We start from the raw sequence: 26,359 nt of genomic DNA, 5'->3' as shown, positions 1-26,359 counted from the left end.
CCGGGCTCAAAGGCTATGTTTGAACCCGGTTTCGGCTGCATCTTAACGCAGGTCGAGCACGTCTTGCATGTCGTAAAGGCCTGGCTCACGACCGTCCAGCCACAAAGCCGCACGTACCGCGCCCTTGGCGAAGGTCATACGACTGGATGCCTTGTGCGTGATTTCCAGTCGCTCGCCCTCGCAGGCGAACAGCACCGTATGATCACCGACCACATCACCACCGCGAACAGTCGCAAAGCCGATCGTTTCACGCTCGCGCACACCGGTGTGACCTTCACGCCCATAGACCGCAACCTTCTCCAGATCACGATCCAGCGCATTGGCGATTACTTCACCCATACGCAGTGCCGTACCTGAAGGGGCATCAATTTTGTGCCGATGGTGAGCCTCGATGATTTCGATATCCGCATCATCACCCAACACACGAGCCGCCATGTCGAGCAGCTTCAGCGACAGGTTTACACCGACGCTGAAATTGGCCGCGAACACGATAGGAATATCCTTGCCCGCCTCGGCCAACAACTGCTTCTGCGCGGCGTCCAGTCCCGTCGTGCCGATCACCATGGCCTTGCCCGCCTTACGGCAGAAAGCCAGGTTTTTCAGCATGACTTCCGGGAGCGTGAAGTCGATCAGCACGTCGAACTCATCGGCCACCGAATCCAGACTACCGGACAGCGGCACACCAATACGCCCCAACGAGGCCAGCTCGCCGGCATCCACGCCAATCAGCGTACTGCCGGGGCGCACGATGGCGGCGGTCAGACCGGTCAGCGGCGCGCGCTGCTGCACCGCCTCGACCAGGATCTTGCCCATGCGGCCGGCGGCGCCCATCACAGCTATACGTCGCATGCTCACTCCTTACAAATCGCCGAAGAAGCGCTTCACGCCTTCGAACCAACCGGTGGTTTTCGGCGAATGACTATTGTCATCGGCCAGGGAGCTACGGAACTCTTCCAGCAGTTCGCGCTGACGACGCCCCAGGTTGACCGGGGTTTCGACCGCCACACGGCACATCAGGTCACCAGCACCGCCACCGCGCACCGGCGCAACACCCTTGCCGCGAACACGGAACTGCTTGCCGGTCTGAGTCCCCTCAGGGATCCTCAGCTTGACTCGACCATCCAGAGTCGGAATCTCCAGCTCGCCGCCCAACGCCGCGTCGACGAAGCTGATCGGCACTTCGCAGAACAGGTGTTTGCCGTCACGCTGGAAGATCGCGTGCTCTCGCACATTGATCACCACGTACAGATCGCCGGTCGGACCACCCTGCGCGCCTGCTTCGCCTTCGCCGGACAGACGAATACGGTCACCGGTATCGACACCGGCCGGCACTTTGACGGAAAGCGTCTTGTACTCTTCGACACGACCTTCGCCGTGGCAGGAATCGCAAGGATCGGAAATGATCTTGCCCTGGCCATGGCAACGCGGGCAGGTCTGCTGCACCGAGAAGAAGCCTTGCTGCATGCGTACCTGACCGATACCGCCACACGTCGGGCAGGTGACCGGCGAGGAGCCTTTCTTGGCGCCCGAGCCATCACACGGCTTGCAGTTGACCAGTGTCGGAACGCGGATATTCACGGTTGTGCCGCGCACCGCTTCTTCCAGGTTCAACTCCAGCGTGTAACGCAGGTCGCTGCCGCGCTGAGCGCCGCCACGGGAGCCGCCGCGACCGCCACCGAAGAAGTCACTGAAGACATCGCCAAAGATATCGGAGAAGTTCTGGCCACCAAAACCGGCACCGCCGCCACCCATGCTCGGGTCGACACCAGCATGACCGTATTGGTCATAGGCCGCGCGCTTGCTGGAATCGGACAGCACTTCGTAGGCCTCGTTGGCCTCCTTGAACATATCTTCCGACGCTTTGTCATCGGGATTACGGTCCGGGTGGTGCTTCATCGCCAGGCGGCGGTAGGCCTTTTTCAGGTCTGCTTCGCTTGAGCCACGCTCGACACCCAATACTTCGTAATAGTCACGCTTTGCCATAAGTCTTTGCACTCTTAAGGACGTCCGACAAACCTCTCCTGAGCCTCGTCAAACTCGTTGAGCCCCAATACAGGCCCGGACCCAACTCACGTCAATTCAACGATCCTGGTCTTTGATTCGATGCGGTACCTTCGGCTCGAAAAGCAGGAGCATTCCCGGCCATACCGCCAGCACCCGAGCGTTGTCGCATGCTGTAAAAATTCACTAACTCCAGACACGCCAACGCGGGAGCAAGCTCCCGCGCGGCGACATCCTACCAGTCACCGCCTGAAGGCAGTCAACCGGGCGACCAACAACTTACTTGTGGTCTTTGACTTCTTCGAACTCGGCATCGACAACGTCGTCAGCCTTTTCAGCCGATTCACCCTTCGGTGCCGCGCCTTCAGCTGGCTGAGCCTGCTCGGCGTACATTTTCTGAGCCACTGGCGCGGAGACCTTGGACAGCTCTTCAACCTTGGCTTCGATCGCAGCCTTGTCGTCGCCTTTAACAGCGGCTTCCAGGGCAACTACTGCCGCCTCGATTGCAGTCTTCTCTTCAGCGCTCACCTTGTCGCCAGCATCAGCGACCATTTTGCGAGTCGAGTGAACCAGTGCGTCGCCCTGGTTACGAGCGCTCGCCAGCTCTTCGAACTTGCGGTCTTCTTCGGCATTCAGTTCAGCGTCGCGAACCATCTGCTGAATTTCGTCCTCGGACAGACCGGAGTTGGCCTTGATCACGATCGACTGAGTCTTGCCGGTAGCCTTGTCTTTGGCGCCTACGTGCAGAATGCCGTTGGCGTCGATGTCGAAGGTCACTTCGATTTGTGGCACGCCACGTGGAGCCGGCGGAATCTCGGCCAGGTCGAACTTGCCCAGGGACTTGTTCTGTGCGGCTTGCTTACGCTCACCTTGCAGCACGTGAATGGTCACGGCGCTCTGGTTGTCGTCAGCAGTCGAGAACACTTGCGATTTCTTGGTAGGAATCGTGGTGTTTTTCTCGATCAGCGCGGTCATCACGCCACCCATGGTTTCGATACCCAGGGTCAGCGGGCTGACGTCGAGCAGCAGAACGTCTTTCACGTCGCCAGCCAATACAGCGCCCTGGATCGCAGCACCCATGGCAACAGCTTCGTCCGGGTTAACGTCTTTACGAGCTTCTTTACCGAAGAAGTCGGAAACAGCTTTCTGCACCATTGGCATACGGGTCTGACCGCCGACCAGAATCACGTCGTCGATCTTGCTGACATCGATACCGGCGTCTTTCATCGCGATGCGGCAAGGTTCGATGGTGCGCTGAACCAGGTCTTCCACCAGCGCTTCGAGCTTGGCGCGGGAGATTTTCACGTTCAAGTGCTTAGGACCGGTAGCGTCTGCAGTGATGTACGGCAGGTTCACGTCGGTCGACTGGCTCGAGGACAGTTCGATCTTGGCTTTCTCGGCGGCTTCTTTCAGGCGCTGCATGGCCAGCGGGTCACCCTTGAGGTTCATGCCGCTTTCTTTCTTGAACTCGTCGACGAGGTAGTCGATCAGACGAATGTCAAAGTCTTCACCGCCCAGGAAGGTGTCACCGTTGGTGGCCAACACTTCGAACTGGTGCTCGCCATCGACTTCAGCGATTTCGATAACGGAAACGTCGAAAGTACCGCCACCCAGGTCGTAAACGATCACGGTGTGATCGCCCTTGGCCTTGTCCATACCGTAGGCCAGTGCGGCTGCGGTTGGTTCGTTGATGATGCGTTTTACGTCCAGGCCCGCGATGCGGCCGGCGTCTTTGGTGGCTTGACGCTGGCTGTCGTTGAAGTAGGCCGGAACGGTGATCACCGCTTCGGTCACAGGCTCGCCGAGGTAGTCTTCGGCGGTCTTCTTCATTTTCTTCAGGATTTCAGCCGAGATTTGTGGCGGCGCCATTTTCTGGCCGTTCACTTCAACCCAGGCGTCGCTGTTGTCAGCCTTGACGATCTTGTAAGGGACCATCTGGATGTCTTTCTGTACGACTTCTTCGTCGAAACGACGACCGATCAGACGCTTCACCGCGTACAGGGTGTTATGCGGATTGGTCACTGCCTGACGCTTGGCCGACTGGCCAACCAGGATTTCGCCATCGTTGGCATAAGCGATGATCGACGGCGTGGTACGCGCGCCTTCAGCGTTTTCAATAACTTTGGCCTTGCCGTTTTCCAACACGGAGACGCAGGAGTTGGTAGTCCCCAGGTCGATACCGATAATTTTGCCCATGTTCACTCTCCCGAAACTTTGGATTTGGATGCCGCAGTAGTGGTGGCTGACTGCGGTAGCACTTAAACGCTTGACTTCTAAATGGGGGCCTTGCGGCTAATTTCAAGCCTGCTCGTCAATCGAAGGCGAAACCGGTGCAGGTGCCTTGCTGACCACGACCATGGCCGGGCGCAGCAGGCGACCGTGGAGCTGGTAGCCCTTCTGAAACACTTTGAGCACGCTGTTTGGCTCGACGTCGGCGCTTTCCTGCATGGCCATTGCCTGATGATGCAGGGCATTGAAGGGCTCGCCTTCAGGATCGATCGCTTCCAGGTGATAGCGTTTCAGGGTGTCCTGGAACATTTTCAGGGTCAGCTCGATCCCTTCGCGCATCGAACGAATGTTTTCGTCATCAGGGCTGGACAGCTCCAGGCCACGCTCCAGGCTGTCGATGATCGGCAGCAGGTCGCCTGCGAATTTTTCCAGGGCGAACTTGTGAGCCTTTTCAACGTCCTGATCGGCACGACGGCGGACGTTCTGCAGATCGGCGGCTACACGCAAAGCCTGATCCTGCGCACCAGCCAATTGCTCTTCGAGCACTTGTACACGAGCCACCAGGTCTTCACCCGAAGCCTCGGGGGTCTGGTTGGCGTCTAGATTTTGCGTATCCACTGTCTGTTCGTCAGCCATAGATTTCTCCTTCCAATATCGTCCGCGAGCTCAACTCACGCTTCTGCCCCGGTATATGGGGTCGCAAAATCCAGCTTCAAGGGCTATCCGATGATTAACCCTACAAAAAACAGCTGCATTGTCATTCCCAGGCGCACTAAGGATTTCTTTAAAGCAAGCAAATCGACCTAAGCAGGGGCATTGTCAGCCGGAAACAAAACACTGTATAAATAACCAGACCTAAAGCCTGGGAGCGGCCTTTATGCTGGTGCACCTGTCCGTACACAACTACGCCATCGTTGAACATCTCGATCTCGAACTCGATCGCGGGATGAGTGTGATCACAGGGGAAACCGGCGCCGGCAAGTCGATCATGCTCGACGCCCTGGGCCTCACCCTGGGCGATCGCGCCGATAGCGGCGTAGTCCGCCCGGGGGCCGACAAGGCCGACATCCTGGCCACCTTCGACCTGATCGACATCCCTGAAGCCAGCGCCTGGCTGGCCGAACGCGACCTCGAGAACGACGGCCCCTGCATTCTGCGCCGCGTGATCACCGCTGAAGGGCGCTCGCGCGGCTATATCAATGGCACCCCCTGCCCTCTCGGCGACCTGAAGGCCCTGGGCGAGTTGCTGATCGACATCCACAGCCAGCACGAACACCAATCCCTGCTCAAAACCGATACACATCGCCGCCTGCTCGACGAGTACGCCGGCGCCACGGACCTTGCCCGCCAGGTGCAACTGGCCGCCCAACGCTGGCGCCAGACCCGTCAGGAGCTGGAACGCCTCTCCAACTCCGGCGACGAACAGCGCGCTCGTCATCAGTTGCTCAGCTATCAACTCGAAGAACTGGAAAACCTCGGCCTCGGCGAAAGCGAGCTGGAACAACTGGAGCAGGAACACAAGAACCTGACCAACGCCGAAACCCTGCTGGGCATTTGTCGGCAAGTGGTCGAACAATGCAGCGAAAGTGATTCCGGCAATGTATTGAACGCATTGACCGCCAGCCTCAATCGCCTATCGAGCGTGAACAATTCGATCGGCGCCCTGGGTGAAGCCAGCAACCTGCTGACCAGCGCGCAGATTCAGGTTGAAGAAGCCGTGGGCGAATTGAACCGTTTTCTCGACAATTTCGACGCTGACCCGGCACGCCTTCAATACCTGGAAGAACGCCTCGATGCGATCTACACCCTGGCGCGCAAACACCGCATCCAGCCGACCGAAGTCGCCGAGATGCAACAGAAGCTACTCGACGAAATCGAAACCCTGAATGCCAACGATGAATCCATCGAACGACTGGGCGATGAGCTGGCCTCCTACGCCCGTCATTATCAGGAGAAGGCCCGGGAATTGAGCGACCTGCGCCATCAAGCGTCGAGCAGCCTGGCCAGCGCCGTGGAACAGGAAATCCAGCGCCTGGGCATGCCCGGTGGCCGCTTCACCATCGAGCTGCGCCCCAACAGCAGCGACGAACTGCTGCCCAACGGGCTAGAACAAGTGGAACTACTGGTGAGCGCCAACCCAGGGCAACCGTTGAAAGCCCTGGCAAAAGTGGCATCGGGGGGCGAGCTGTCGCGTATCAGCCTGGCGATTCAGGTGATCACCGCACAGACCTCCCGCGTACCGACGCTGGTGTTCGACGAAGTGGACGTAGGCATTGGCGGCCCGACCGCCGAGATTGTCGGCCAGTTGCTGCGACGCCTCGGGGAGCGCGGGCAGGTTCTGACCGTGACGCACTTGCCGCAAGTGGCGGCGCAGGGGCATCAACATCTATTTGTGCACAAAGTCCGCGGTGATGATGCCACGCACACGGCCGTCTCCAAGCTGAGCAAGAATGATCGTGTCGAAGAAGTGGCACGGATGCTCGGCGGCATCGACCTCACCAAGGAGTCCCTGGCTCACGCGAAGAAAATGGTTGTTACCGCGAAAATCTAAGAAGGACAGAAAGCACGAAGGCGACCCTGAGGTCGCCTTCGTTCGTTTCGCGAACCTGAAGTTCGCGCGACATGCTTACTTTTTCTTGCGCACGTACAGTACAAGATTGTGATCGACCATCTCGAAGCCATACTTGTCGACGATTGCTTTCTGCAGCCGCTCGATTTCTTCGTCGAAGAATTCGATCACTTCACTGGTCTCGACGTTGACCATATGGTCGTGATGCTTTCCGTCGTCCAGTTCGAAGACCGCATGGCCTCCGTCGAAGTTGTGCCGCACCACAAGGCCAGCTGCCTCGAACTGGGTCAGAACACGGTAAACCGTGGCCAGACCGACGTCCTCACCAGCCTCCATCAGTGCTTTGTAGACGTCCTCGGCACTCATGTGGCGTTGCTCGGCGGAATCGAGCATTTGCAGAATTTTGACCCGTGGAAGGGTCACTTTGAGGCCGGCTTTGCGTAGTTCGCTATTTTCAACCATGGTCAGCTTTCTCGCGATGCTGCTTCGCAGCTTCTCTTAATGCGGGTATGATCGGCGTTTACGTTGTCCCAGCCAAGATAGTGGAAGTCGCCCACCGATGCAAAACACCAAGCTCTTGCTAACCAGTTTCACCTTTGTGGGACTGCTCGCACTCGCCGGTTGTTCATTCCCCGGGGTTTACAAAATCGACATCCAGCAGGGCAATGTCGTCACGCAGGACATGATAGACCAGTTGCGCCCGGGAATGACCCGTCGGCAAGTACGGTTTATCATGGGCAACCCTCTGTTGACCGACACGTTCCATGCCGATCGCTGGGATTACCTGTATAGCCTGCAACCCGGTGGCGGTGAACGCCAACAGGAACGCATTAGCGTTATCTTCAACCCAAATGACCAACTTGTCAGCCTCTCTGGCGATTTCATGCCAGGCGTGAGCCGCGACGAGGCCATTCTCGGCAAGGACAGCGGCACTACCGTGACCGCGCCGGCAGGAAACGCCGAGAAGCCGAAGCCAGAAAAACCGGTCAAGCCAGGCTCGTTGCTGGACCAGATCCAGAAGGACGTGGACAACGTAGAAACTGTCCCGGTCCCGACTCCAGAACCGCTGGAAACCTCGCCGCAATAATTTGCGACGCAATAAAAACCCCGGCATGTCCGGGGTTTTTATTGTCTGGCGTTTAATCGAATCACTGATTCCGGGCTTTGGCCTCGGCCGCTTTGGCTGCACGCAACCGCCGAACTTCTTTTGGATCGGCGAGCAACCGCCGGTAAACCTCGATGCGATCGCCTTCCTGAACCTGGCGAGTGGCCGGATCAGCGATCACTTTGCCAAAGATCCCGACCGGACAACTGCCCAGATCAAGTTCCGGGAATTCGCCATTCAGGCCCGATTTGAACAACGCATCCCGCACCGTCGCGCCCACCGGCACCGTTACGCTCAGCAGCACCTGACGATCAACGGCGGCATACACCACCTCGACCTTGATCACGGCCTCAACCATGCATTTGCTTCGCACGCTGGCAGAATGCGTCCATCAACGTATTCGCCGCCTGATTAAACAAAGGCCCCAACGTCGCACGCACCAGCGGCCCGGAGTAGTCGAACGACAGGTCCAGACTGATCTTGCAGGCCTTCTCGCCCAACGGTTTGAACACCCAGACGCCGTGCAACTGGCTGAACGGACCTTCCTCGAGGTTCATTTCGATCGAACGCCCGGGCACCAGGGTATTACGCGTTACGAAATGCTGACTAAGCCCGCCCTTGGCCACGCCGACGCTGGCGCGCATGAACTCAGGAGAACTTTCCAGAATTTCGGTCGATGAGCACCACGGCAGGAATTCCGGATAGCGGGCCACGTCGTTGACCAGGTCGTAAAGCGCTTGCGCCGGATACGGCAGCAGGGCCGAACGTTGAATGTGTGTCGTCATGTCAGCGTTACTTCCACAGCTGTGCGGCAAACACTACAAGAATGCCGATGGGCGCCACATAGCGCATCAAAAACAGGGACAGGGCGAACAATACCGGGCTACGGATCGACAACTCGTCGCGCACCGCTTCACGCCCCATCACCCAGCCCGCAAACACCACGAAACACAAACCACCGAGTGGCAACATGATCCGCGAGGTGAAGAAGTCGATCACACCAAAGAAGTCCAGGCCACCGGCTGCCCCCCATTGGTAGAGATGGAACATCCCGCCTTCGTTCACGAAAAACTTGGCTTCCTTCCAGATATTGAAAGAAAACACGGTACCCAGGCCGACGAACCAGCAGGTGAATGCCAGCCAGAAGGTGACCCAGGCGCGGCTGATTTTCGTGCGCTCAACCAGGTAAGCCACCATCGGTTCGAGCAGGGAAATCGCCGAACTCCAGGCCGCAATCGCCACGAGTACGAAGAACACTACGCCCATCAACTGGCCGAACGCTACGTTACCGAAGGCGAATGGCAGGCTGACGAACATCAGGCCTGGGCCTTCGCTCGGGTTCAGGCCGGCAGCGAACACAATCGGAAACAATGCCAGACCGGCCAACAGCGAAACGAAGGTGTCGAGCAACGCCACACCGACGACGGTTCCGGAAATCGAGGAGTGCTTCGGCATGTAGGCGCCGTAGATCATGATCGAGCCGACACCCACGCTCAGGGAGAAGAACGCGTGCCCCATGGCCGGCAGCAAGCCATCAAGCACCTTGTCCGGGTGGAAGTCGAACATGAAATGCACGCCCTCCATGAAGTGGCCGGTGGTCATGCTGTAACCCAGCAGGACAATCACCATAACGAACAGCAACGGCATCATGATCCGCAGGCTGCGCTCCAGCCCGGCGACCACTCCCTTGGCGATCACCACTGCCGACAACAGCAGGAAAATCGTGTGCCAAAGTGTCAGGCGCCATGGGTCGGCGATCACATTACCGAAGTATGCGCCGACCTGATCAGCCGTCACGCCCCGAAAGTCGCCACGGCCCATGTCGATGATGTAATCCAGCGACCAACCGCCAACCACACTATAGAAAGACAGAATCAGCAACGCCGTGATCATCCCGGCAAAGGCGCCCCAGGACCACTTCGCCGAATGCCCCGCGTCCAGCGCCAAGACCTTCAAGGCATTGGCCGGGCTCTGCCGCGCGCGCCGGCCGATCAGGGTTTCGGCCAGCATGACGGGCATACCGATCAGCGCGATGCAGGCCAGGAACATCAGCACGAAGGCCCCGCCGCCATAAACGCCAACCATATAAGGGAATTTCCAGATACTCCCCAAACCCACGGCCGAACCGGTCGCGGCGAGTATGAAGACCCAGCGGCTAGCCCAACTGCCGTGGACAGAAACCTTGTCTGTCGACATCGTTATCACGCCCAAGCGTTCAAAAAAGAGGCCGCATTGTCCGGGATTCAATCAACCTGCTCAAGCACGTAGCGTCACCGTAGCCGACTTGCGCGCAACTCCCTATAATGCCGCCCCTATGGCTAAACAGAAGAAACACCCAACAGGGACCATCGCGCAAAATAAAAAGGCGCGACACGATTACTTCATCGAACATCGGTTCGAGGCTGGTCTGGTCCTGGCCGGCTGGGAAGTAAAAAGTCTGCGGGCAAGCAAGCTGCAACTGGTTGACAGTTACGTACTGCTCAAAGATGGCGAAGCCTGGCTGCTCGGCAGCCACATTACGCCTCTGACGACGGCCAGCACCCACGTTATCGCTGATCCGACCCGCACCCGAAAATTGCTGCTCAATCGGCGCGAGCTGGAGAAGCTGGCCGCTGCCGTGCAGCAAAAAGGTTACGCCTGCGTATGCCTGTCCTGGTACTGGAGCAAGCACATGGTCAAGTGCGAGATTGCTCTGGGCAAGGGCAAGAAGGAATACGACAAGCGTGATACCGAACGCGAACGCGACGCCGGCCGTGAATTGCAGCGTGCGGTGCGGAACAAGGGCAAGGAAGAGTAGTTCTCCGCCAGACCGCGGCATAGTGGCGAGGGAGCTTGCTCCCGACGGGGCGCGAAGCGCCCCCTGGTTTGGCGGCATCAAGCCTGCTGGCGACTGCTGTGCAGCCGAACGGGAGCAAGCTCCCTCACCACACTGAATCGCCTGTCACTACATCCCCTTGCGCCGCTCCGCCCGAGCCATGCGCTGCACTTCCTGACGCACCTCTTCCAACACTTCCTGCACATACAAAATGTGCCGACTGGAAACTTCTCGCGCCTCTTCCGCTCGCCCCTCAATAATCGCCTGGTACAACTCCCGGTGCTGCGCAATCAGCATGTCACGGGTTTCGACGCGCTGTTTGTACATGCCGCCAATGTTGGTCACCACGTTGCGCTTGAGCAGATCGAACAGCCCGCGAATGGTGTGCAGCAACACCGCGTTATGACTGGCCTCGGCAATCGCCAAGTGAAAATTTGCGTCCGCCGCGCCCTCTTCCGCCCGGCTCACTTCGTCATGGCGCGAATAGCAGTCCTGCAACGTGTCGAACGCCGCCGTCAGCCGCTCGCGATCCACATCGGTGGCGCGCAGCGCCGCGTAGTAAGCGCAGGATGCTTCCAGGGTATGGCGAAATTCCAGCAAATCGCGCTGGGCCTCGGGGTTACTTTCCAGTAGATGCAGCAGTGGATCGCTGAACGTCGAACCCAGGGATTCCACCACATAGTTGCCGCCGCCCTGACGGCTGACCAGCAGCCCTTTGGCCGTCAGTTTTTGTATCGCTTCGCGCAACGAAGGGCGTGACACGCCGAACTGCTCGGCCAATGCACGCTCTGCCGGCAGGCGTTCGCCAGCCTTCAAGGTGCCCTCGAGAATCATCCCCTCGAGTTGCTCGACAATATCGTCAGACAAACGGCGCTGCCGAATCTGATCAAACCCCATCACTCAATTCTCCACGATCCCGGCGGTTCGCCGGGCTCTCTATTCTGGCCTATTGGCGCTGCGCCAGCACCTACCAGACGACGCTTGATCGAACGGATCAGATGCGTTCTGCACCGCTCATTCGACAAAAGTTTTAGGGCGGCAAATTGACACACCGCCTCCAAGGCTTTTACCCTAGCCAACAGCGATTGTAAATTGGTCTTACCAATTAACCAAGAACGCTGACCAGTGCCTGACCAACAACAATTAGGGGCCACCCCATATGCAAACCTGGCAACAGCTCTACAGCCCGCTCGGCAGTCTCGGCGTGTCCGCACTCGCGGCCGTCATTCCCATCGTATTTTTCTTCCTGGCTTTGGCCGTGTTCCGCCTCAAAGGCCACGTGGCCGGCAGCATCACCCTGGCGTTGTCCATTGCCGTGGCAATCTTCGCCTTCCAGATGCCGGTCGATATGGCTTTCGCCGCCGCCGGATATGGCTTCGCCTACGGGCTGTGGCCGATTGCGTGGATCATCGTGGCAGCGGTGTTCCTCTACAAACTGACGGTCAAGAGTGGCCAGTTCGAAGTGATCCGCAGCTCGGTGCTGTCGATTACCGATGACCAGCGCCTGCAAGTGCTGCTGATCGGCTTCTGCTTCGGCGCGTTCCTGGAAGGTGCCGCCGGTTTCGGCGCACCGGTAGCGATTACCGCCGCGCTGCTGGTAGGGCTGGGCTTCAACCCGTTGTACGCCGCCGGCCTGTGCCTGATCGCCAATACCGCGCCGGTGGCTTTTGGCGCACTGGGGATTCCGATCATCGTCGCCGGGCAAGTGACCGGTATCGACGCGTTCAAGATCGGCGCCATGACCGGTCGCCAGCTGCCATTACTGTCGCTGTTCGTGCCGTTCTGGCTGGTGTTCATGATGGATGGCCTGCGCGGCGTTCGCGAAACCTGGCCAGCTGCGCTGGTGGCCGGTTTGAGCTTTGCCATCACCCAATACTTCACCTCGAACTTCATTGGCCCGGAACTGCCGGACATCACCTCGGCGCTGGTCAGCCTGATTTCCCTGACACTGTTCCTGAAAATCTGGCAGCCAAAACGCGCTGCGGGCGCGCACATCGTCGGTGCCGTCTCGGCGTCCGTGGTGGCTAGCGCCGGTGGTTTCGGCCAACCGCGCACCACCGTGGCTTCGCCCTACAGCCTGGGGGAAATTTTCAAAGCCTGGTCGCCGTTCCTGATCCTCACCGTATTGGTCACCATCTGGACGCTGAAACCGTTCAAGGCGATGTTTGCCGCCGGCGGCTCGATGTATGGCTGGGTGTTCAACTTCGCGATCCCGCACCTGGATCAAATGGTGATCAAGGTCGCCCCGATCGTGACCAACCCGACAGCGATTCCTGCGGTGTTCAAACTCGATCCGGTTTCCGCGACCGGCACGGCGATTTTCTTCTCCGCGTTGATCTCGATGCTGGTGCTGAAGGTCAACATTAAAACTGGTCTGACCACTTTAAAGGAGACGTTCTACGAACTGCGCTGGCCGATTTTGTCCATCGGCATGGTGCTGGCCTTCGCCTTCGTCACCAACTACTCGGGCATGTCGTCGACCATGGCTCTGGTATTGGCAGGCACCGGCGCGGCGTTCCCGTTCTTCTCGCCATTCCTCGGCTGGCTCGGTGTGTTCCTGACCGGCTCCGATACCTCGTCCAACGCGCTGTTCAGTTCGCTGCAAGCGACCACCGCGCACCAGATCGGCGTCAACGACACCCTGTTGGTGGCGGCGAACACCAGCGGCGGAGTGACCGGCAAGATGATTTCACCGCAATCGATCGCCGTGGCCTGCGCCGCGACCGGGCTGGTGGGCAAAGAATCGGATCTGTTCCGCTTCACCCTCAAGCACAGCCTATTCTTTGCAACGATTGTCGGCCTGATCACTTTGGCTCAGGCCTACTGGTTCACCGGCATGCTGGTGCACTAAGCACTACACGCCACACGGAAAAAACCGACGCCGGGCTACAGCCCCGGCGTCAGCTATTCACAACCGGGTCTGCAAGGCTGCTGAAAGCTTCTCTCTCTATATTCAGCAGCCTCAGCGGACGGATAACCGGGACCACCCGGAGACACGCCTGATGAGCGAGCTTTTTTACAACGCTGTGCCGAACGCGACCCGCGTCGCCCCGCCACTGCCCGAACCTCGGCAATACCCCAGCGAAAAACCGTCACGGGTGTACCTGTTCGGAACCTGCGTGGTGGATCTGTTCTACCCCGAAGCCGGGATGGACGCGATCCACCTGCTGGAACGCGAGGGCATTCGTGTCGAATACCCGCAAGGGCAAAGCTGCTGCGGGCAACCGGCCTACACCTCGGGTTACACCGAGCAGGCCCGGACCGTGGCGCGCTCGCAACTGGCGTTGTTTGCCGGGGACTATCCGGTGGTGGTGCCGTCGGGTTCTTGCGCGGGCATGTTGCGCGAACACTATGCCGACCTGTTCAAGGACGAGCCGCAAACGCTGAAACAGGTTCAGGCCCTCGCGGCACGGACTTACGAACTCGCCGAGTTCCTGCTGTTTGTCTGCAAGGTGCAGCTCAAGGACAGCGGCGAACCGGTGAAAGTGGCGTTGCACACGTCGTGCTCGGCACGCCGTGAAATGAACACCCACCTGCATGGCCGCGAGTTGCTGGCGCAGCTGAGCAACGTGGAGCGAGTCGACCACAGCCACGAAAGTGAATGCTGTGGCTTTGGTGGGACTTTCAGCGTCCGTATGCCGGATATTTCCGGTGCGATGGTGGCTGACAAGACCCGTGCGTTGAAGGAATCCGGCGCGCACAAGGTACTCAGTGCCGACTGCGGCTGCCTGATGAACATCAACGGCTCGTTGGAGAAACAGCAGGAAGCGTTGCGCGGTCAGCATCTGGCCAGCTTCCTTTGGCAGCGTACCGGAGGTGCCCGATGAGCAGCTCCACGATTATTCCTACGGTTGCCGTAGAAGAAGATTTTCGCAGCCGGGCTCACAAGGCTTTGGCTGACACGCAATTGCGAAACAACTTTCGCAGCGCGATGGATTCACTGATGAACAAACGGGCAGCGTCCTTCAGCGATGCCCATGAAAGAGAACATTTGCGAGCGCTGGGCAATGCGGTCCGCGCCCGTGCATTATCCAAGCTGCCCGACCTCCTCGAGCAGCTTGAACAGAACCTGACCCGCAACGGTGTGACAGTGCACTGGGCGGAAACGGTGGACGAAGCCAATGGCATCGTCTTGTCGATCATCCGCGCTCACGAGGGGCGGCAAGTGATCAAGGGCAAATCGATGGTCAGCGAAGAGATGGAGATGAACCATGTCCTCGAGGCTCAAGGCATTGAATGCCTGGAGTCGGACATGGGTGAATACATCGTCCAGCTCGACCACGAGAAGCCTTCACACATCATTATGCCGGCGATCCACAAGAATGCCGGTCAGGTCGCGTCCTTGTTCCACGACAAACTTGGCGTGGAGTACACCAAGGACGTTGACCAACTCATTCAGATCGGTCGCAAGGTCTTGCGGCAGAAATTCTTCGAAGCCGACATCGGCGTCTCCGGTGTCAACTTCGCCGTGGCCGAAACCGGCACCTTGCTGCTGGTGGAAAACGAAGGCAACGGGCGGATGACCACCACGGTGCCGCCGGTGCACATCGCCGTCACCGGCATCGAAAAAGTCGTGGAAAACCTGCGCGACGTGGTTCCACTCCTGTCGCTGCTGACCCGCTCGGCCCTGGGCATCCCGATCACCACCTACGTCAACATGATCTCCGGCCCGCGCAAGGAACATGAACTCGACGGCCCACAGGAAGTGCACCTGGTGCTGCTGGACAACGGTCGCAGCCAGGCATTTGCCGACAGCGAATTACGCCAGACCCTGAACTGCATCCGCTGCGGCGCCTGTATGAATCATTGCCCGGTCTACACCCGAATCGGCGGTCATGCCTACGGAGAGGTTTACCCTGGGCCTATCGGAAAAATCATTACCCCGCACATGGTCGGCCTGGCAAAAGTCCCCGACCACCCGAGTGCCTCGTCGTTATGCGGCGCCTGCGGTGAAGTCTGCCCGGTAAAAATTCCGATTCCTGCATTGCTGCGTCGCCTGCGGGAAGAAAACGTCAAAGCGCCGGACAGCCCACATCAAGTGATGCGCGGTCAGGGCAGCAAGTATTCGCGCAAAGAACGATTTATCTGGAACGCCTGGGCCAGGCTCAACAGTTCGCCAACGCTTTATCGCCTGTTCGGCTTCTTCGCCACTCGCCTGCGAGCGCTGACGCCGAGCAACGTCGGCCCATGGACCCAGAACCACAGCGCACCGAAACCCGCGGCCCGCTCACTGCATGACATGGCCCGCGAGCATCTGGCCAAACAGGGGGACCGTTGATGAGCGCCAAGCAAAATATCCTCGCCAAATTGCGCAACAGTCTGACGGGCACCACGCCGGTGGCTGACAACTTCGATGTCGAACTGGTGACCGAGCCTTACACCTACACGCCGGAACAACGCATTTCGCAACTGCGCAAACTGATGGAAGCGGTGCATACCGAAATCCATCTGACGTCCAGAGAAGGCTGGCCCGAATTGCTCGCGCAACTGCTGCGGGATCGCCAGTTGCCGAGCCTGCTGATTGCGCCGACGACGCCCCACGGGCAACGCATCACCGAGCATTGGGCGAAAAATCCTGGCCTGCCAGCGCTCAAAGCCTACAACCGCCCGGTCGAGGAATGGAAAGCCGAGTTGTTCAACGACACCCCGGCCAGCCTGACCACCACCCTCGGCGCGATCGCCGCGACCGGCAGCCTGATTCTCTGGCCGACGCGGGAAGAACCGCGCTTGATGAGCCTGGTGCCGCCAGTGCATTTTGCCCTGCTCAAGGCCAGTGAAATCCGCGACAACTTCTATCAGGTGCAACAGGAATTCGAATGGGCCCAAGGCATGCCGACCAACGCCTTGCTGGTGTCCGGCCCGTCGAAGACTGCCGATATCGAGCAAGTGCTGGCTTACGGAGCCCACGGCCCGAAAGATCTGGTGGTGCTGATCCTGGAGGACCAATGAGTCTACCGGCGGCTTTTCTGCGCGATGCGCAGCAACTGATTCCTGAAGCACGACGTTTCGACGACCCGCTATCGACCCTGGCCTTCGGCACCGACGCCAGTTTCTACCGGCTGATTCCAAAACTGGTGATCCGCGTCGAGTCCGAAGATGAAGTGGTGGCGCTGCTCAAACTGGCGCAACGGGACCACGTCCCGGTGACCTTCCGCGCCGCCGGCACCAGCCTGTCTGGCCAGGCCATCAGTGACTCGGTGCTGATCGTGCTGGGGGATAACTGGAACGGTCGCGAGATCCGTGGCCAGGGCACGCAAATCCGCCTGCAACCGGGCGTGATCGGCGCCCAGGCCAACGCCTGGCTGGCACCGTTCGGCCGCAAGATCGGTCCGGATCCGGCGTCGATCAATGCCTGTAAAATCGGCGGCATCGTCGCCAACAATGCCAGTGGCATGTGCTGCGGCACAGCGCAAAATACCTATCACACCCTGGCCGGCATTCGTCTGGTGCTGGCCGATGGCAGCCGTCTCGATACCGAAGACGCCGCCAGTGTGGCCGAGTTCCGGGAGAGCCATGCCGAACTGCTTGAACGTCTGGCGGCGCTGGGCCGCGAGACCCGCGCCAATGCCGAACTGGCTGCGAAAATTCGCCACAAATACCGTCTGAAAAATACCACCGGGCTGTCACTCAATGCCCTGGTGGATTTCGACGAGCCTGTGGATATCTTGAGCCACTTGCTGGTGGGTTCCGAAGGCACGCTCGGGTTTATCAGCGCGGTGACCTACGACACAGTGATCGACCACCCGAACAAGGCGTCGGCGCTGATCGTGTTCCCGGACGTGGAAACCTGCTGCAACGCCGTCACCGTCCTGAAAAGCCAACCGGTGTCGGCCGTGGAACTGCTGGACCGTCGCAGCCTGCGCTCAGTGCAGGACAAACCCGGCATGCCGGCTTTCGTACAACAACTGTCGTCTAATGCTTGCGCTCTGCTGATCGAATCCCGCGCTGCCTCTTCCACATTACTGCAGGAACAACTGGCGCAGATCATGGCGTCGCTGACCGACTTCCCAGTGGAAAAACAAGTCGACTTCACCGAAGAACCGGTGGAAAACGCCCGGCTCTGGGCGATCCGCAAGGACACCTTCCCCGCCGTCGGCGCGGTGCGCAAAACCGGCACCACGGTGATCATCGAAGACGTGACCTTCCCGGTGGAACAACTGGCCATCGGCGTGAACCGCTTGATCGAGCTGTTCGACAAACATCACTACGACGAAGCGATCCTTTTCGGACACGCCCTGGAAGGCAATCTGCACTTCGTCTTCACCCAAGGCTTCAACAGCGCGGAAGAAGTCGCACGTTACCAGGCGTTCATGGACGACGTAGCGCAGTTGGTGGCCGTGGAGTTCGGCGGTTCGCTGAAGGCCGAACACGGCACCGGTCGCAACATGGCGCCCTTCGTCGAACTGGAATGGGGCAGCGACGCCTACCAGTTGATGTGGCAGCTCAAACGCCTGCTCGACCCCAACGGCATCCTCAACCCGGACGTGGTGCTCAGCGACGATCCGCAGATCCACCTCAAACACCTGAAGCCGCTGCCCGCTGCCGATGAGATTGTGGATAAGTGCATCGAGTGCGGTTTCTGCGAACCGGTGTGCCCGTCGAAAGGCCTGACGTTGAGCCCACGCCAGCGCATCGTAATCTGGCGTGACATCCAGGCGAAGAAGCGCGCCGGCATAGACACCGCCGAACTGGAACAGGCCTACGAATATCAGGGCATCGATACCTGCGCCGCCACAGGCCTGTGTGCACAACGTTGCCCTGTAGGCATCAACACCGGCGAGCTGGTGAAAAAGCTCCGGAGCCGTAACGCGAGCCATACGAAAACCGCCAACTGGATTGAAGGCAATTTCGCCACTGCGTTACAAGGCGCGCGCTTCACCCTGCACGTCGCCAACGGTGCACGAATGCTGCTGGGGGCACCACGTTTGGCGAAGCTTTCGGCAACATTGACCCGCTTGTCCAAAGGCCAGGTTCCGCAATGGACCAACGCCATGCCACAACCGGAAAAGGCCATTCGCTTCAGCCCGAGCGTGTCGGACGGACGCCCTCGGGTGGTGTACCTCGCGGCCTGCGTGTCGCGGGTCATGGGCCCGGCGGCGGGCGATAAAGAGCAAATGTCGCTGTACGACAAAACCCGTGGCCTGCTGGAAAAAGCCGGCTACCAGGTCGTCTTTCCAGACAATCAGGACAACCTCTGCTGTGGTCAGCCATTCGCCTCCAAGGGCTATGCCGAACAGGCCGAACACAAACGCCAGGAGCTGATCGGCGCGCTGCTGCACGCCAGCCGTGGCGGGCTCGACCCGATCTACTGCGACACCAGCCCCTGCACGCTGCGGCTGGTTCAGGACCTGGGCGACGTGCGACTGGACCTGTACGACCCGGTGCGTTTCATTCGTACGCATTTGATGGACCGACTGGACTTCACCCCGCAGGAAGCGCCGATCGCGGTGCACGTCACGTGCAGCACGCAACATCTTGGCGAAAGCCAGGCGTTGATCGATCTGGCGCGTAAGTGCAGTAACAACGTAGTCATTCCGGAAGGCATTCACTGCTGTGGTTTTGCTGGCGACAAAGGCTTCACCACGCCGGAATTGAACGCCCATTCGTTACGCACGCTGAAAGACGCGGTACAGCAATGCAGCGAAGGGATTTCCACCAGCCGCACTTGTGAGATCGGTCTGACGCAACACGGTGGAATTGACTACCACGGGCTGGTCTATCTGGTGGATCGGGTGACCCAGGCTAGAGCGGTCTGACACCGAAACACAAAAAGAAGGGGCATTAACGCCTAATGCACAAACCCGCTCCCACAGGGATTGTGCGTTAGGCGTTATTACCCCTGTTTCGCACCCTCCTCCCGGAAAATCTTTCACTCCCTCGCAAGCGAAAACAGAACCCTTGCACGCCGTCACAGTCCATTTGTTAAGCCCCAATCAGCGGGGCCCAATCCCCCCCCCGTTCCAGGAGATACCCATGAAGCGTTCCGCCCTGGCTGGACTGCTCATCGCTGCAACAATGCTGGCCTCCTCCGCATACGCCTCAAACGATAGCGATCAATGCGTAATGAAGCTCCAGGAGGTCAACAGCAAGCTGTCCAGCGCAGCCACGCTGGACGCCGCCACCAAAGGTGTCGTCGTCACCAAAGCCGAACAAGCCAAGGCCGCCCACGCCTCCAACAACGACAGAGAGTGTGTTTCCCTGGCGCAGCAAGCGCTTCAGGACATTCAAAACCACATGAATAGCCATTAGGGCCAGGCCAGATAACATGCAGGTAAGGACAGAAGGTCGACTCGCCGCGCGTATTGGCGTACACTTCGCTTACCTGCTGGTTACACACAGCAGGTTCGGGGCCGCTTTGGATTCGACGCCGGTTGCGAAACTTTAGGTGCATGCCGACTTGGTAACAGAAGTCGTAAATCCACTGTTGCAACTTCCTATAGTTGCCAATGACGAAACCTACGGGGAATACGCTCTCGCTGCGTAAGCAGCCTTAGCCCTTCCCTCCTGGTACCTTCGGGTCCAGCAATCATCAGGGGATGTCTGTAAACCCAAAGTGATTGTCATATAGAACAGAATCGCCGTGCAGTACGTTGTGGACGAAGCGGCTAAAACTTACACAACTCGCCCAAAGCACCCTGCCCGTCGGGTCGCTGAGGGTTAACTTAATAGACACGGCTACGCATGTAGTACCGACAGCGGAGTACTGGCGGACGGGGGTTCAATTCCCCCCGGCTCCACCAAATGATCAATCAAAGACGTCCAAGGACGTCTTTTTTTGTGCCTGCGATCCAGTAAATACGCGGCCTCCAGCGCTTTTGCGGTCCTCTGAGATTTTTTGAGTTCCAACCATTCGGGTATTCCAAACGGTATTCCAGCCCATCCGGTGCTAATCTTTGGAATACCGAATCAGTGCCTGAGGACAATCTCATGCCTGCCCAAAACCTCCGCCTCTCCGATCGACAGCTCAAGGGAGTCAAACCCGCGTCCAAGGATTACGTCCTCACTGACGGTGACGGTTTGCAGCTCCGCGTACGCAGCAACGGCTCGTTGCTGTGGAATTTCAACTACCGCGAACCGGTAACCAAGAACCGTATCAACATGGGTTTCGGTACCTACCCAGAGCTCTCGCTGGCGAACGCCCGAAAGATGGCGGTCGAAGCGCGCGAGCTGCTCGCCCAAGGCATCGATCCGAAGGTGCAGCGCGATACGCTGAATGAGGCCAAACGCGCAGAAACGGAACACACCTTCGAGAAGGTGGCCACCGCCTGGTTCGAGCTCAAGAAAGACTCAGTCACCCCGGCCTACGCCGAGGACATCTGGCGGTCGCTCACGCTACATGTGTTCCCCGACTTGAAGACGACGCCACTCGCCAAAATCACCGCGCCGATGGTGATCGAATTGCTTCGTCCGATCGAAGCAAAAGGCAGCCTGGAAACGGTAAAGCGTCTTAGCCAACGGCTTAACGAGATCATGACCTACGGCGTGAATTCCGGCCTGATCTTCGCCAACCCGCTTAGTGGCATACGGGCGGTTTTCAAAAAGCCCAAGAAAGAAAACATGGCCGCGCTTCCGCCCGAAGAGCTCCCCGAGCTCATGCTGGAAATCGCGAATGCCAGTATCAAACGCACGACCCGCTGCCTGATCGAATGGCAGTTGCATACCATGACTCGCCCCGCTGAAGCGGCGACCACTCGCTGGGCAGACATCGACTTTGAAAGGCGTGTCTGGACCATCCCTCCAGAGCGGATGAAGAAGCGCCGTCCGCACAGCATTCCGTTGAGCGATCAAACAATGGCGTTGCTGGAAATACTGAAGTCCCATAGCGGTCATCGGGAGTACGTCTTCCCGGCAGACCGAAACCCACGTACTCATGCCAATAGCCAGACCGCGAATATGGCGTTGAAACGCATGGGCTTCCAGGATCGCTTGGTCAGCCACGGCATGCGCTCGATGGCCAGCACCATCTTGAATGAACATGGGTGGGACCCGGAGCTCATCGAAGTGGCGCTGGCACACGTCGACAAGGATGAGGTGCGCAGCGCCTACAACCGAGCCGACTACATCGAACGCCGGCGGCCGATGATGGCTTGGTGGAGCGAGTACATTTTAAAGGCGTCGACGGGCAATCTCTCGGCCAGCGCGATGAATGTGGCCAGGGATCGGAACGTAGTACCGATCCGATAGGGCGGCGACACTGGCGACATGCCGCGTGGCGTCTACATCCTAGCCATCTGAGCTGATGGCGACAGTCGCCAACTCGCCTTGCTCTTTGCCTCTCCGGCTAAGCCCCTGAGCACGGGGAGGCTTCGCATCCCCACGCTCACGGGCTAACACTAGAAAAGCGACAAACGGCCACTTTGCTATTGATTTCCACCGACTTCCAAGGCACGCCGGAGCATGAGTCTGGCGCATTTCCATGTGCCCTCCCCCCATTGACCCATGTCCCCGAGACCGATAGAACTGAGTTTCAAAGCGCTGCCTTCGGCAGCACCCCAGATGACCAGAGCCTTCAAGGTCATGCCGCTAACACGGTGGTTCATCCCCAAGTGCGATTCGCGCCCGGAGGCTCGCACAGTCATTCGCCAGAGTGATGGACGCCCTCTTAACGATCCGCCAAGTGCGGCAACCCGCTAACCCTTAAGCCCTGCAGCAACGAACCTGCTCGGCCAACGTTTTGCGCCAACCCTTCGCCCGTCTCTTTCTTCAAAAAAGAGACGGGCGCATCTCACACTGCTGCAGCCCTGCTCGCACGGGCCTTTGCAGCTCTCCCCCTCGTGACAATCGGCGTGACAAACACCGAATGCTCACTCGCAACAGCGATGCCGATGATGGTGCCGCAGTCCAAGGAATGGACTGCCCCTGACTGACAGTCAGGCATGCCCCGGTCATCACCTCGCAGCCCTTACCCGACTCAGGATCTCGCGGCACCGGACTCGTCAGCCAGTGCAGCCTCCACCCGCCCACCGTTATCGGTGCTCAGGAGGCCAGATCATGAGATGCCCAAGCTCCCGGTCGTAAGGAGCCGTCAGTCCCGCGTGAGTGGACAACCCTCACAGGCCGCAGGGGCCTTGATCCCTGATAACACTCAACAACCGTGGCGGGATGAGTGAGGACGAAGTCGATTATCCCAGGAGAATACCGATGCAACTATGCGAAGCGTTCGAGCCACCACAACCCTTGCTGGAATACCAGCAGGCACCATTGCCCTACCCGGTCGAAGCACTCGGGAAACTGTTGGGCCCTGCGGTCGAGCGACTGGCCGAGGTGATCGGCGTGCCCTGCGCCATGGCTGCACAATCGGTGCTGGCCAGCGCTGCCCTGGTGAGTCAGGGTCATGCCAATGTCCACCTCGACGGCCGAACCTATCCGTTGTCCCTCTACCTACTGACGGTGGCGTCCTCGGGTGATCGAAAAAGCGCGGTGGATCACCTGGCACTGAAGGCGGCGCGCGACTGGGAACGACAGCAGTGGACCCTGTATGCGGAAAAGCTCATAGCCTATCGCGCCGCCAGCAACATCATGACGAAACCCAAAACCGCAAAGAAACGCGCGGAGGCGGAAGGCGGTGAGCTATCCGAGCCGGTACCGCCGAGACTGATCATTACCGAGCCCACCATCGAAGCGTTGATCAAAAGCCTGTGCCATGGTTTGCCCAGCATGGGCTTGTTCAATGATGAAGGTGGCCAGTTCTTGGGCAGCAGCACCATGAGCAAAGAGAACCTGCTTAAGGCGATTACCACCTTGTCGACACTGTGGGATGGCAGTCCGATCGACCGGGCGCGCTCTATGGCCGGAGAAAGCCTCCGCGCCTACGACCGCCGCCTCAGCCTGCATTTGATGTTGCAGCCTTACTTGGCCAACCAGCTACTCAAAGACTCGGTGATCAAAGGCCAAGGCATCCTGGGCCGCTGCCTGATCAGCTGGCCCGAACGTCTGGTCGGTCAGCGCTTGTACAAGGCAGTCGACCTGACGCGAGATGCCAAAGTCCAGCGCTACCAAACGCGCATCACCGCCCTGCTGGATAAGCCACTGTCGCTGTACAAAGACGGTTCACTTAACCCCGCCAGGCTGGAACTGACGCCCAGCGCTCGCACTGCCTGGATTGATATTCACGACACCATCGAATGCCAGTCTGGCGAATTCGGTGAGCTGGCAGGAGTCCAATCCGTCGCAGGAAAAGCGGCGGCCAATGTGCTGCGCATCGCCGGTGTGCTCGCGGTAATTGAAGATGCGAATGTAGTGAGTGAGGCCCATATTCAACGCGCCTCAACACTGATGGATTACTACCTGGCGGAGATCCAACGCCTGACCGAACAAGAGCCAATCAACACTTTACGTGAGGAAGCGGATCGACTGCTGCGCTGGCTGACGCAAAAAGGCTGGACCCAATTCACCATCCGCGACCTCAATCGCAACGGCCCTCGCTTTGCCCGCAAGAGCAGCCATCACACCGCCACACTGCTCGTCGAGCTGATCACGCATAACTGGCTGAACAGTCGCGATGCCAAAACGTTCGAGGTACGCCATATTTCGCCTCAATGACGCGGTGCGCTGCTACCAGGCGCAACATCAATTGCAATCAGAAACACTGCGTGTCGCCGCTTCTGTCGTCACCTTGTCGCCACACGCCGGGCCAGGAATGACGCGGGTTGTCGCCACTGTCGCCGCTGTCGCCACACCACCTCTTGCCCCCGCAGACATCGCCCTGCTGATCGAGCAACTGCGTGAGGAAGGGGCACTGCTGGAACACCAAGAGAACGCCCTCCTGATCCGCCCGACACACTGGCAGCAGGTGGACAGGCTTAGCCCCCACTGGAAAGCCCTGCTGCTCTTTCTGCAAACAAACGAAAACGGTGATGACGATGGCACTGGTCGGTCGGCGTGATGGTCGCAACTTTGGCTATGGCCGCCAGTTGAGCTACGCCGGCCCACAAGCACTAAACGATCTGTTTGCCGGCGGCCACTTCGCCACGGTCAAAGCACATAGCGATCGCTGGCAAGCGTTTGTGCGTTGGTGTCGATCAGTGAACGGCCCCGGTTACAACGATGCACGTCAGATCGATCAAAGAACGCTGCAAGACTACGCCGCATATCTGCGCCAGCAGATCCAGCAAGGTGAACTCTGTATCGCTCGCCTAAGCAGCGTCAACCGAACCCTCGCTGCGCTGCGCGGTGATCAGGACGTGAGGATCGCCAGCCCGAGTCAGGCGTTGGGACAGCAGCGCTCCACCGTACGCACCCGTTCGCCGGATGGCCAAAACCACCAACAGGTGCGGAGAGTACTTGAGGCGCTGGGCGAACAACACAACCGGGTGGCAGCGATTATCATGTTAGCCCGGACAACCGGTATGCGCCTGCGCGAAGCGATATTGGCTGATCTGCCACGCTTACACCGCGAAGCGGAGCGCTTAGGCCGCATCAATATCCAGGACGGCACCAAAGGCGGCCGCTCTGGGGCATCAGCGCCGCGATGGATTATCGCAACCGAACAGGTGAAAGTGGCGCTAAATTTGGCTCGTGAAGCATCGCCGGCCGGCAGCCGCAACTTAATGGCCCGATGCGAAACCTACGCAATGTTCCTGCAACAAACCGTGCTCCCTGCTCGAGAAATCCTTCATCAATACGGACTCAAGGGGTTCCATGAGCTGCGCGCGGCATACGCCTGCGAACGTTACGAACAACTCACGGACCAGGCTGCACCGGTCAATGGTGGTCACGGTTATCGCATCGACCGCGACATTGATCAGCAGGCTCGCCAACAGATAAGCCTTGAGCTGGGGCATTACCGCGTCGATGTGCTATCGGCCTACATCGGTGGCCGCTCATGAGCAAACTGTTTGATATGACGTTGTTCCTGAGCGGCGTACTGACTGGTTCAAAGACCACACAGCAACGACACCTACGGCAAGCCAGAATCATGCAAGCGGCTATCCAACAGCGCTGGCAACGTGACAATCCCTGGACTTGGCAGCTAAAGCATGTGCGCTGGTTTTTTACACAGCACATTAAAGATAACTCCGATGCTAGCCGGTATTACTATCGACTCACGGCATCATTGATCTGGAAGCGGATGGGTGCCAGCGGCATACCGCCACCTCGCTAGGGTTGAGGTGACCTGATCACCCTATCTGACGTTGAAGAACAATCAGCTAGTGGATCGCTCGAAATCAAACGGGCGAAAAACGGTATCCGGGAGAGGCTCGAGACGTGGAGGATGATCTAGGGAGAACCACGGACACACAGCGCCCCCCTGTACAGATTCAGTTGATGTTCTTTTCTTAACTCTCAGGCAGAATTCACTGATCAAAATTTACTAATTTAAACAGCGATGAAACTGCTCAACACCTACGACGACCGCGATGAAGCGGAAGATGCTGCCGAGAAGCTGGCTGGCGACAAGCGCTTGGCCAGCGAACGTGATGCAACCGTGACCATCTACAATTTGTTCGGCATCCCCAGTTGGGGCAATTTTCACCGTCTGGGTATGTATAACCTGATTGACCTGAAAAATCTGTTAGAGCGCCGTACAAGCTGGCTGCCAACCGATCGAGCACACCATGAAGCGATCATGGGCACACTCAGAACTGTAGCGAAAAACTACGGAATCGAAATTCCGGATCACTGGGAGTGACACAAAAAA

General features: G+C 58.8%; 24 protein-coding genes and 1 other RNA gene. 16 read left to right on the top strand and 9 right to left on the bottom strand.

The window, feature by feature from the left end; translation table 11 throughout:
• Positions 1-42: 42 nt before the first annotated feature.
• From dapB to grpE, 4 genes are all read right to left on the bottom strand, one after another.
• A complete protein-coding gene (gene dapB, locus PSH69_RS03715; RefSeq protein ID WP_305411095.1) occupies positions 43-849 on the bottom strand; it encodes a 4-hydroxy-tetrahydrodipicolinate reductase in 807 nt (268 codons plus the stop codon).
• A gap of 9 nt (positions 850-858) precedes the next feature.
• Complete coding sequence (gene dnaJ, locus PSH69_RS03710; protein ID WP_305411094.1) at positions 859-1,983, bottom strand: molecular chaperone DnaJ; 1,125 nt, start codon at positions 1,981-1,983, stop codon at positions 859-861.
• A 297-nt stretch (positions 1,984-2,280) separates the two neighbouring features.
• Positions 2,281-4,197 (bottom strand): molecular chaperone DnaK, encoded by a 1,917-nt coding sequence (gene dnaK, locus PSH69_RS03705; RefSeq protein WP_305411093.1) that lies wholly within the window; start codon positions 4,195-4,197, stop codon positions 2,281-2,283.
• A gap of 102 nt (positions 4,198-4,299) precedes the next feature.
• The gene (grpE, locus tag PSH69_RS03700; RefSeq protein WP_305411092.1) at positions 4,300-4,866 is read right to left on the bottom strand and encodes a nucleotide exchange factor GrpE; all 567 of its coding nucleotides are present in this window, start codon (positions 4,864-4,866) and stop codon (positions 4,300-4,302) included.
• Between the two features lie 241 nt (positions 4,867-5,107).
• On the opposite strand from grpE, the gene recN reads away from it, so the two are divergent.
• Positions 5,108-6,781 carry a DNA repair protein RecN gene (gene recN / locus PSH69_RS03695; RefSeq protein WP_305411091.1) on the top strand — a complete coding sequence of 558 codons (1,674 nt, stop codon included), beginning with the start codon at positions 5,108-5,110 and terminating at the stop codon, positions 6,779-6,781.
• A 75-nt stretch (positions 6,782-6,856) separates the two neighbouring features.
• On the opposite strand, the gene fur is transcribed toward recN, so the two are convergent.
• Positions 6,857-7,261, bottom strand: a complete 405-nt coding sequence (gene fur, locus PSH69_RS03690) for a ferric iron uptake transcriptional regulator (RefSeq protein WP_003197684.1) — start codon at positions 7,259-7,261, stop codon at positions 6,857-6,859.
• 97 nt (positions 7,262-7,358) lie between these two features.
• On the opposite strand from fur, the gene PSH69_RS03685 reads away from it, so the two are divergent.
• Positions 7,359-7,886 (top strand): outer membrane protein assembly factor BamE, encoded by a 528-nt coding sequence (locus PSH69_RS03685; RefSeq protein ID WP_018929473.1) that lies wholly within the window; start codon positions 7,359-7,361, stop codon positions 7,884-7,886.
• A gap of 61 nt (positions 7,887-7,947) precedes the next feature.
• On the opposite strand, the gene PSH69_RS03680 is transcribed toward PSH69_RS03685, so the two are convergent.
• Genes PSH69_RS03680 through PSH69_RS03670 form a run of 3 tightly spaced genes read right to left on the bottom strand, consistent with a single transcriptional unit; the run spans position 7,948 to position 10,100 of the window.
• Positions 7,948-8,262 (bottom strand): RnfH family protein, encoded by a 315-nt coding sequence (locus tag PSH69_RS03680; RefSeq protein ID WP_305411090.1) that lies wholly within the window; start codon positions 8,260-8,262, stop codon positions 7,948-7,950.
• Positions 8,255-8,689 (bottom strand): type II toxin-antitoxin system RatA family toxin, encoded by a 435-nt coding sequence (locus PSH69_RS03675; RefSeq protein ID WP_007933502.1) that lies wholly within the window; start codon positions 8,687-8,689, stop codon positions 8,255-8,257. Before PSH69_RS03675 ends, PSH69_RS03680 begins: the two co-directional genes overlap by 8 nt.
• Before the next feature lie 7 nt (positions 8,690-8,696).
• The gene (locus PSH69_RS03670) at positions 8,697-10,100 is read right to left on the bottom strand and encodes a sodium-dependent transporter (RefSeq protein WP_305411089.1); all 1,404 of its coding nucleotides are present in this window, start codon (positions 10,098-10,100) and stop codon (positions 8,697-8,699) included.
• Between the two features lie 118 nt (positions 10,101-10,218).
• Here PSH69_RS03670 and smpB point away from each other — a divergent pair, with 118 nt between their 5' ends.
• Positions 10,219-10,701, top strand: a complete 483-nt coding sequence (smpB, locus tag PSH69_RS03665) for an SsrA-binding protein SmpB (RefSeq protein WP_008029800.1) — start codon at positions 10,219-10,221, stop codon at positions 10,699-10,701.
• 147 nt (positions 10,702-10,848) lie between these two features.
• Here the strand turns inward: smpB and PSH69_RS03660 are convergent, their stop codons facing one another.
• On the bottom strand, positions 10,849-11,616 hold the full coding sequence (locus tag PSH69_RS03660) for an FCD domain-containing protein (protein WP_305411088.1): 768 nt from the start codon (positions 11,614-11,616) through the stop codon (positions 10,849-10,851).
• Between the two features lie 262 nt (positions 11,617-11,878).
• On the opposite strand from PSH69_RS03660, the gene PSH69_RS03655 reads away from it, so the two are divergent.
• The 13 genes from PSH69_RS03655 to PSH69_RS03595 all read left to right on the top strand — a co-directional run bounded on the left by PSH69_RS03655 (position 11,879) and on the right by PSH69_RS03595 (position 26,350).
• Positions 11,879-13,570, top strand: coding sequence for a lactate permease LctP family transporter (locus PSH69_RS03655; RefSeq protein WP_305411087.1), 1,692 nt, complete (start codon positions 11,879-11,881; stop codon positions 13,568-13,570).
• A 151-nt stretch (positions 13,571-13,721) separates the two neighbouring features.
• On the top strand, positions 13,722-14,546 hold the full coding sequence (locus PSH69_RS03650; protein ID WP_018929467.1) for a (Fe-S)-binding protein: 825 nt from the start codon (positions 13,722-13,724) through the stop codon (positions 14,544-14,546).
• Positions 14,543-15,997, top strand: coding sequence for a LutB/LldF family L-lactate oxidation iron-sulfur protein (locus PSH69_RS03645; RefSeq protein ID WP_019651062.1), 1,455 nt, complete (start codon positions 14,543-14,545; stop codon positions 15,995-15,997). Before PSH69_RS03650 ends, PSH69_RS03645 begins: the two co-directional genes overlap by 4 nt.
• Positions 15,997-16,668 (top strand): lactate utilization protein, encoded by a 672-nt coding sequence (locus tag PSH69_RS03640; RefSeq protein ID WP_018929465.1) that lies wholly within the window; start codon positions 15,997-15,999, stop codon positions 16,666-16,668. The genes PSH69_RS03645 and PSH69_RS03640 overlap by 1 nt, the downstream gene beginning before the upstream one ends.
• A complete protein-coding gene (locus PSH69_RS03635) occupies positions 16,665-19,475 on the top strand; it encodes an FAD-binding and (Fe-S)-binding domain-containing protein (RefSeq protein ID WP_305411086.1) in 2,811 nt (936 codons plus the stop codon). The genes PSH69_RS03640 and PSH69_RS03635 overlap by 4 nt, the downstream gene beginning before the upstream one ends.
• Before the next feature lie 217 nt (positions 19,476-19,692).
• Complete coding sequence (locus tag PSH69_RS03630) at positions 19,693-19,968, top strand: hypothetical protein (RefSeq protein ID WP_305411084.1); 276 nt, start codon at positions 19,693-19,695, stop codon at positions 19,966-19,968.
• Between the two features lie 97 nt (positions 19,969-20,065).
• Positions 20,066-20,459: a transfer-messenger RNA gene (gene ssrA, locus PSH69_RS03625) on the top strand.
• A 187-nt stretch (positions 20,460-20,646) separates the two neighbouring features.
• Positions 20,647-21,903, top strand: coding sequence for an integrase domain-containing protein (locus PSH69_RS03620; RefSeq protein ID WP_305411083.1), 1,257 nt, complete (start codon positions 20,647-20,649; stop codon positions 21,901-21,903).
• A gap of 957 nt (positions 21,904-22,860) precedes the next feature.
• The gene (locus tag PSH69_RS03615) at positions 22,861-24,261 is read left to right on the top strand and encodes a YfjI family protein (protein ID WP_305411082.1); all 1,401 of its coding nucleotides are present in this window, start codon (positions 22,861-22,863) and stop codon (positions 24,259-24,261) included.
• Positions 24,245-24,604, top strand: a complete 360-nt coding sequence (locus PSH69_RS03610; RefSeq protein ID WP_305412780.1) for a hypothetical protein — start codon at positions 24,245-24,247, stop codon at positions 24,602-24,604. The genes PSH69_RS03615 and PSH69_RS03610 overlap by 17 nt, the downstream gene beginning before the upstream one ends.
• Complete coding sequence (locus PSH69_RS03605; RefSeq protein WP_305412778.1) at positions 24,582-25,547, top strand: integrase domain-containing protein; 966 nt, start codon at positions 24,582-24,584, stop codon at positions 25,545-25,547. The genes PSH69_RS03610 and PSH69_RS03605 overlap by 23 nt, the downstream gene beginning before the upstream one ends.
• Positions 25,544-25,822, top strand: coding sequence for a hypothetical protein (locus tag PSH69_RS03600; RefSeq protein ID WP_305411081.1), 279 nt, complete (start codon positions 25,544-25,546; stop codon positions 25,820-25,822). Before PSH69_RS03605 ends, PSH69_RS03600 begins: the two co-directional genes overlap by 4 nt.
• 225 nt (positions 25,823-26,047) lie before the next feature.
• Positions 26,048-26,350: a hypothetical protein gene (locus PSH69_RS03595; RefSeq protein WP_305411080.1), complete on the top strand. Its 303-nt coding sequence runs from the start codon at positions 26,048-26,050 to the stop codon at positions 26,348-26,350.
• Positions 26,351-26,359: the final 9 nt, after the last annotated feature.

The sequence above is a fragment of the Pseudomonas sp. FP1740 genome (assembly GCF_030687165.1).
Classification (GTDB): Bacteria; Pseudomonadota; Gammaproteobacteria; order Pseudomonadales; family Pseudomonadaceae; genus Aquipseudomonas.
Note: the sequence above shows the minus strand (reverse complement) of the source record. Positions and strands in the feature narration are given on the sequence as shown.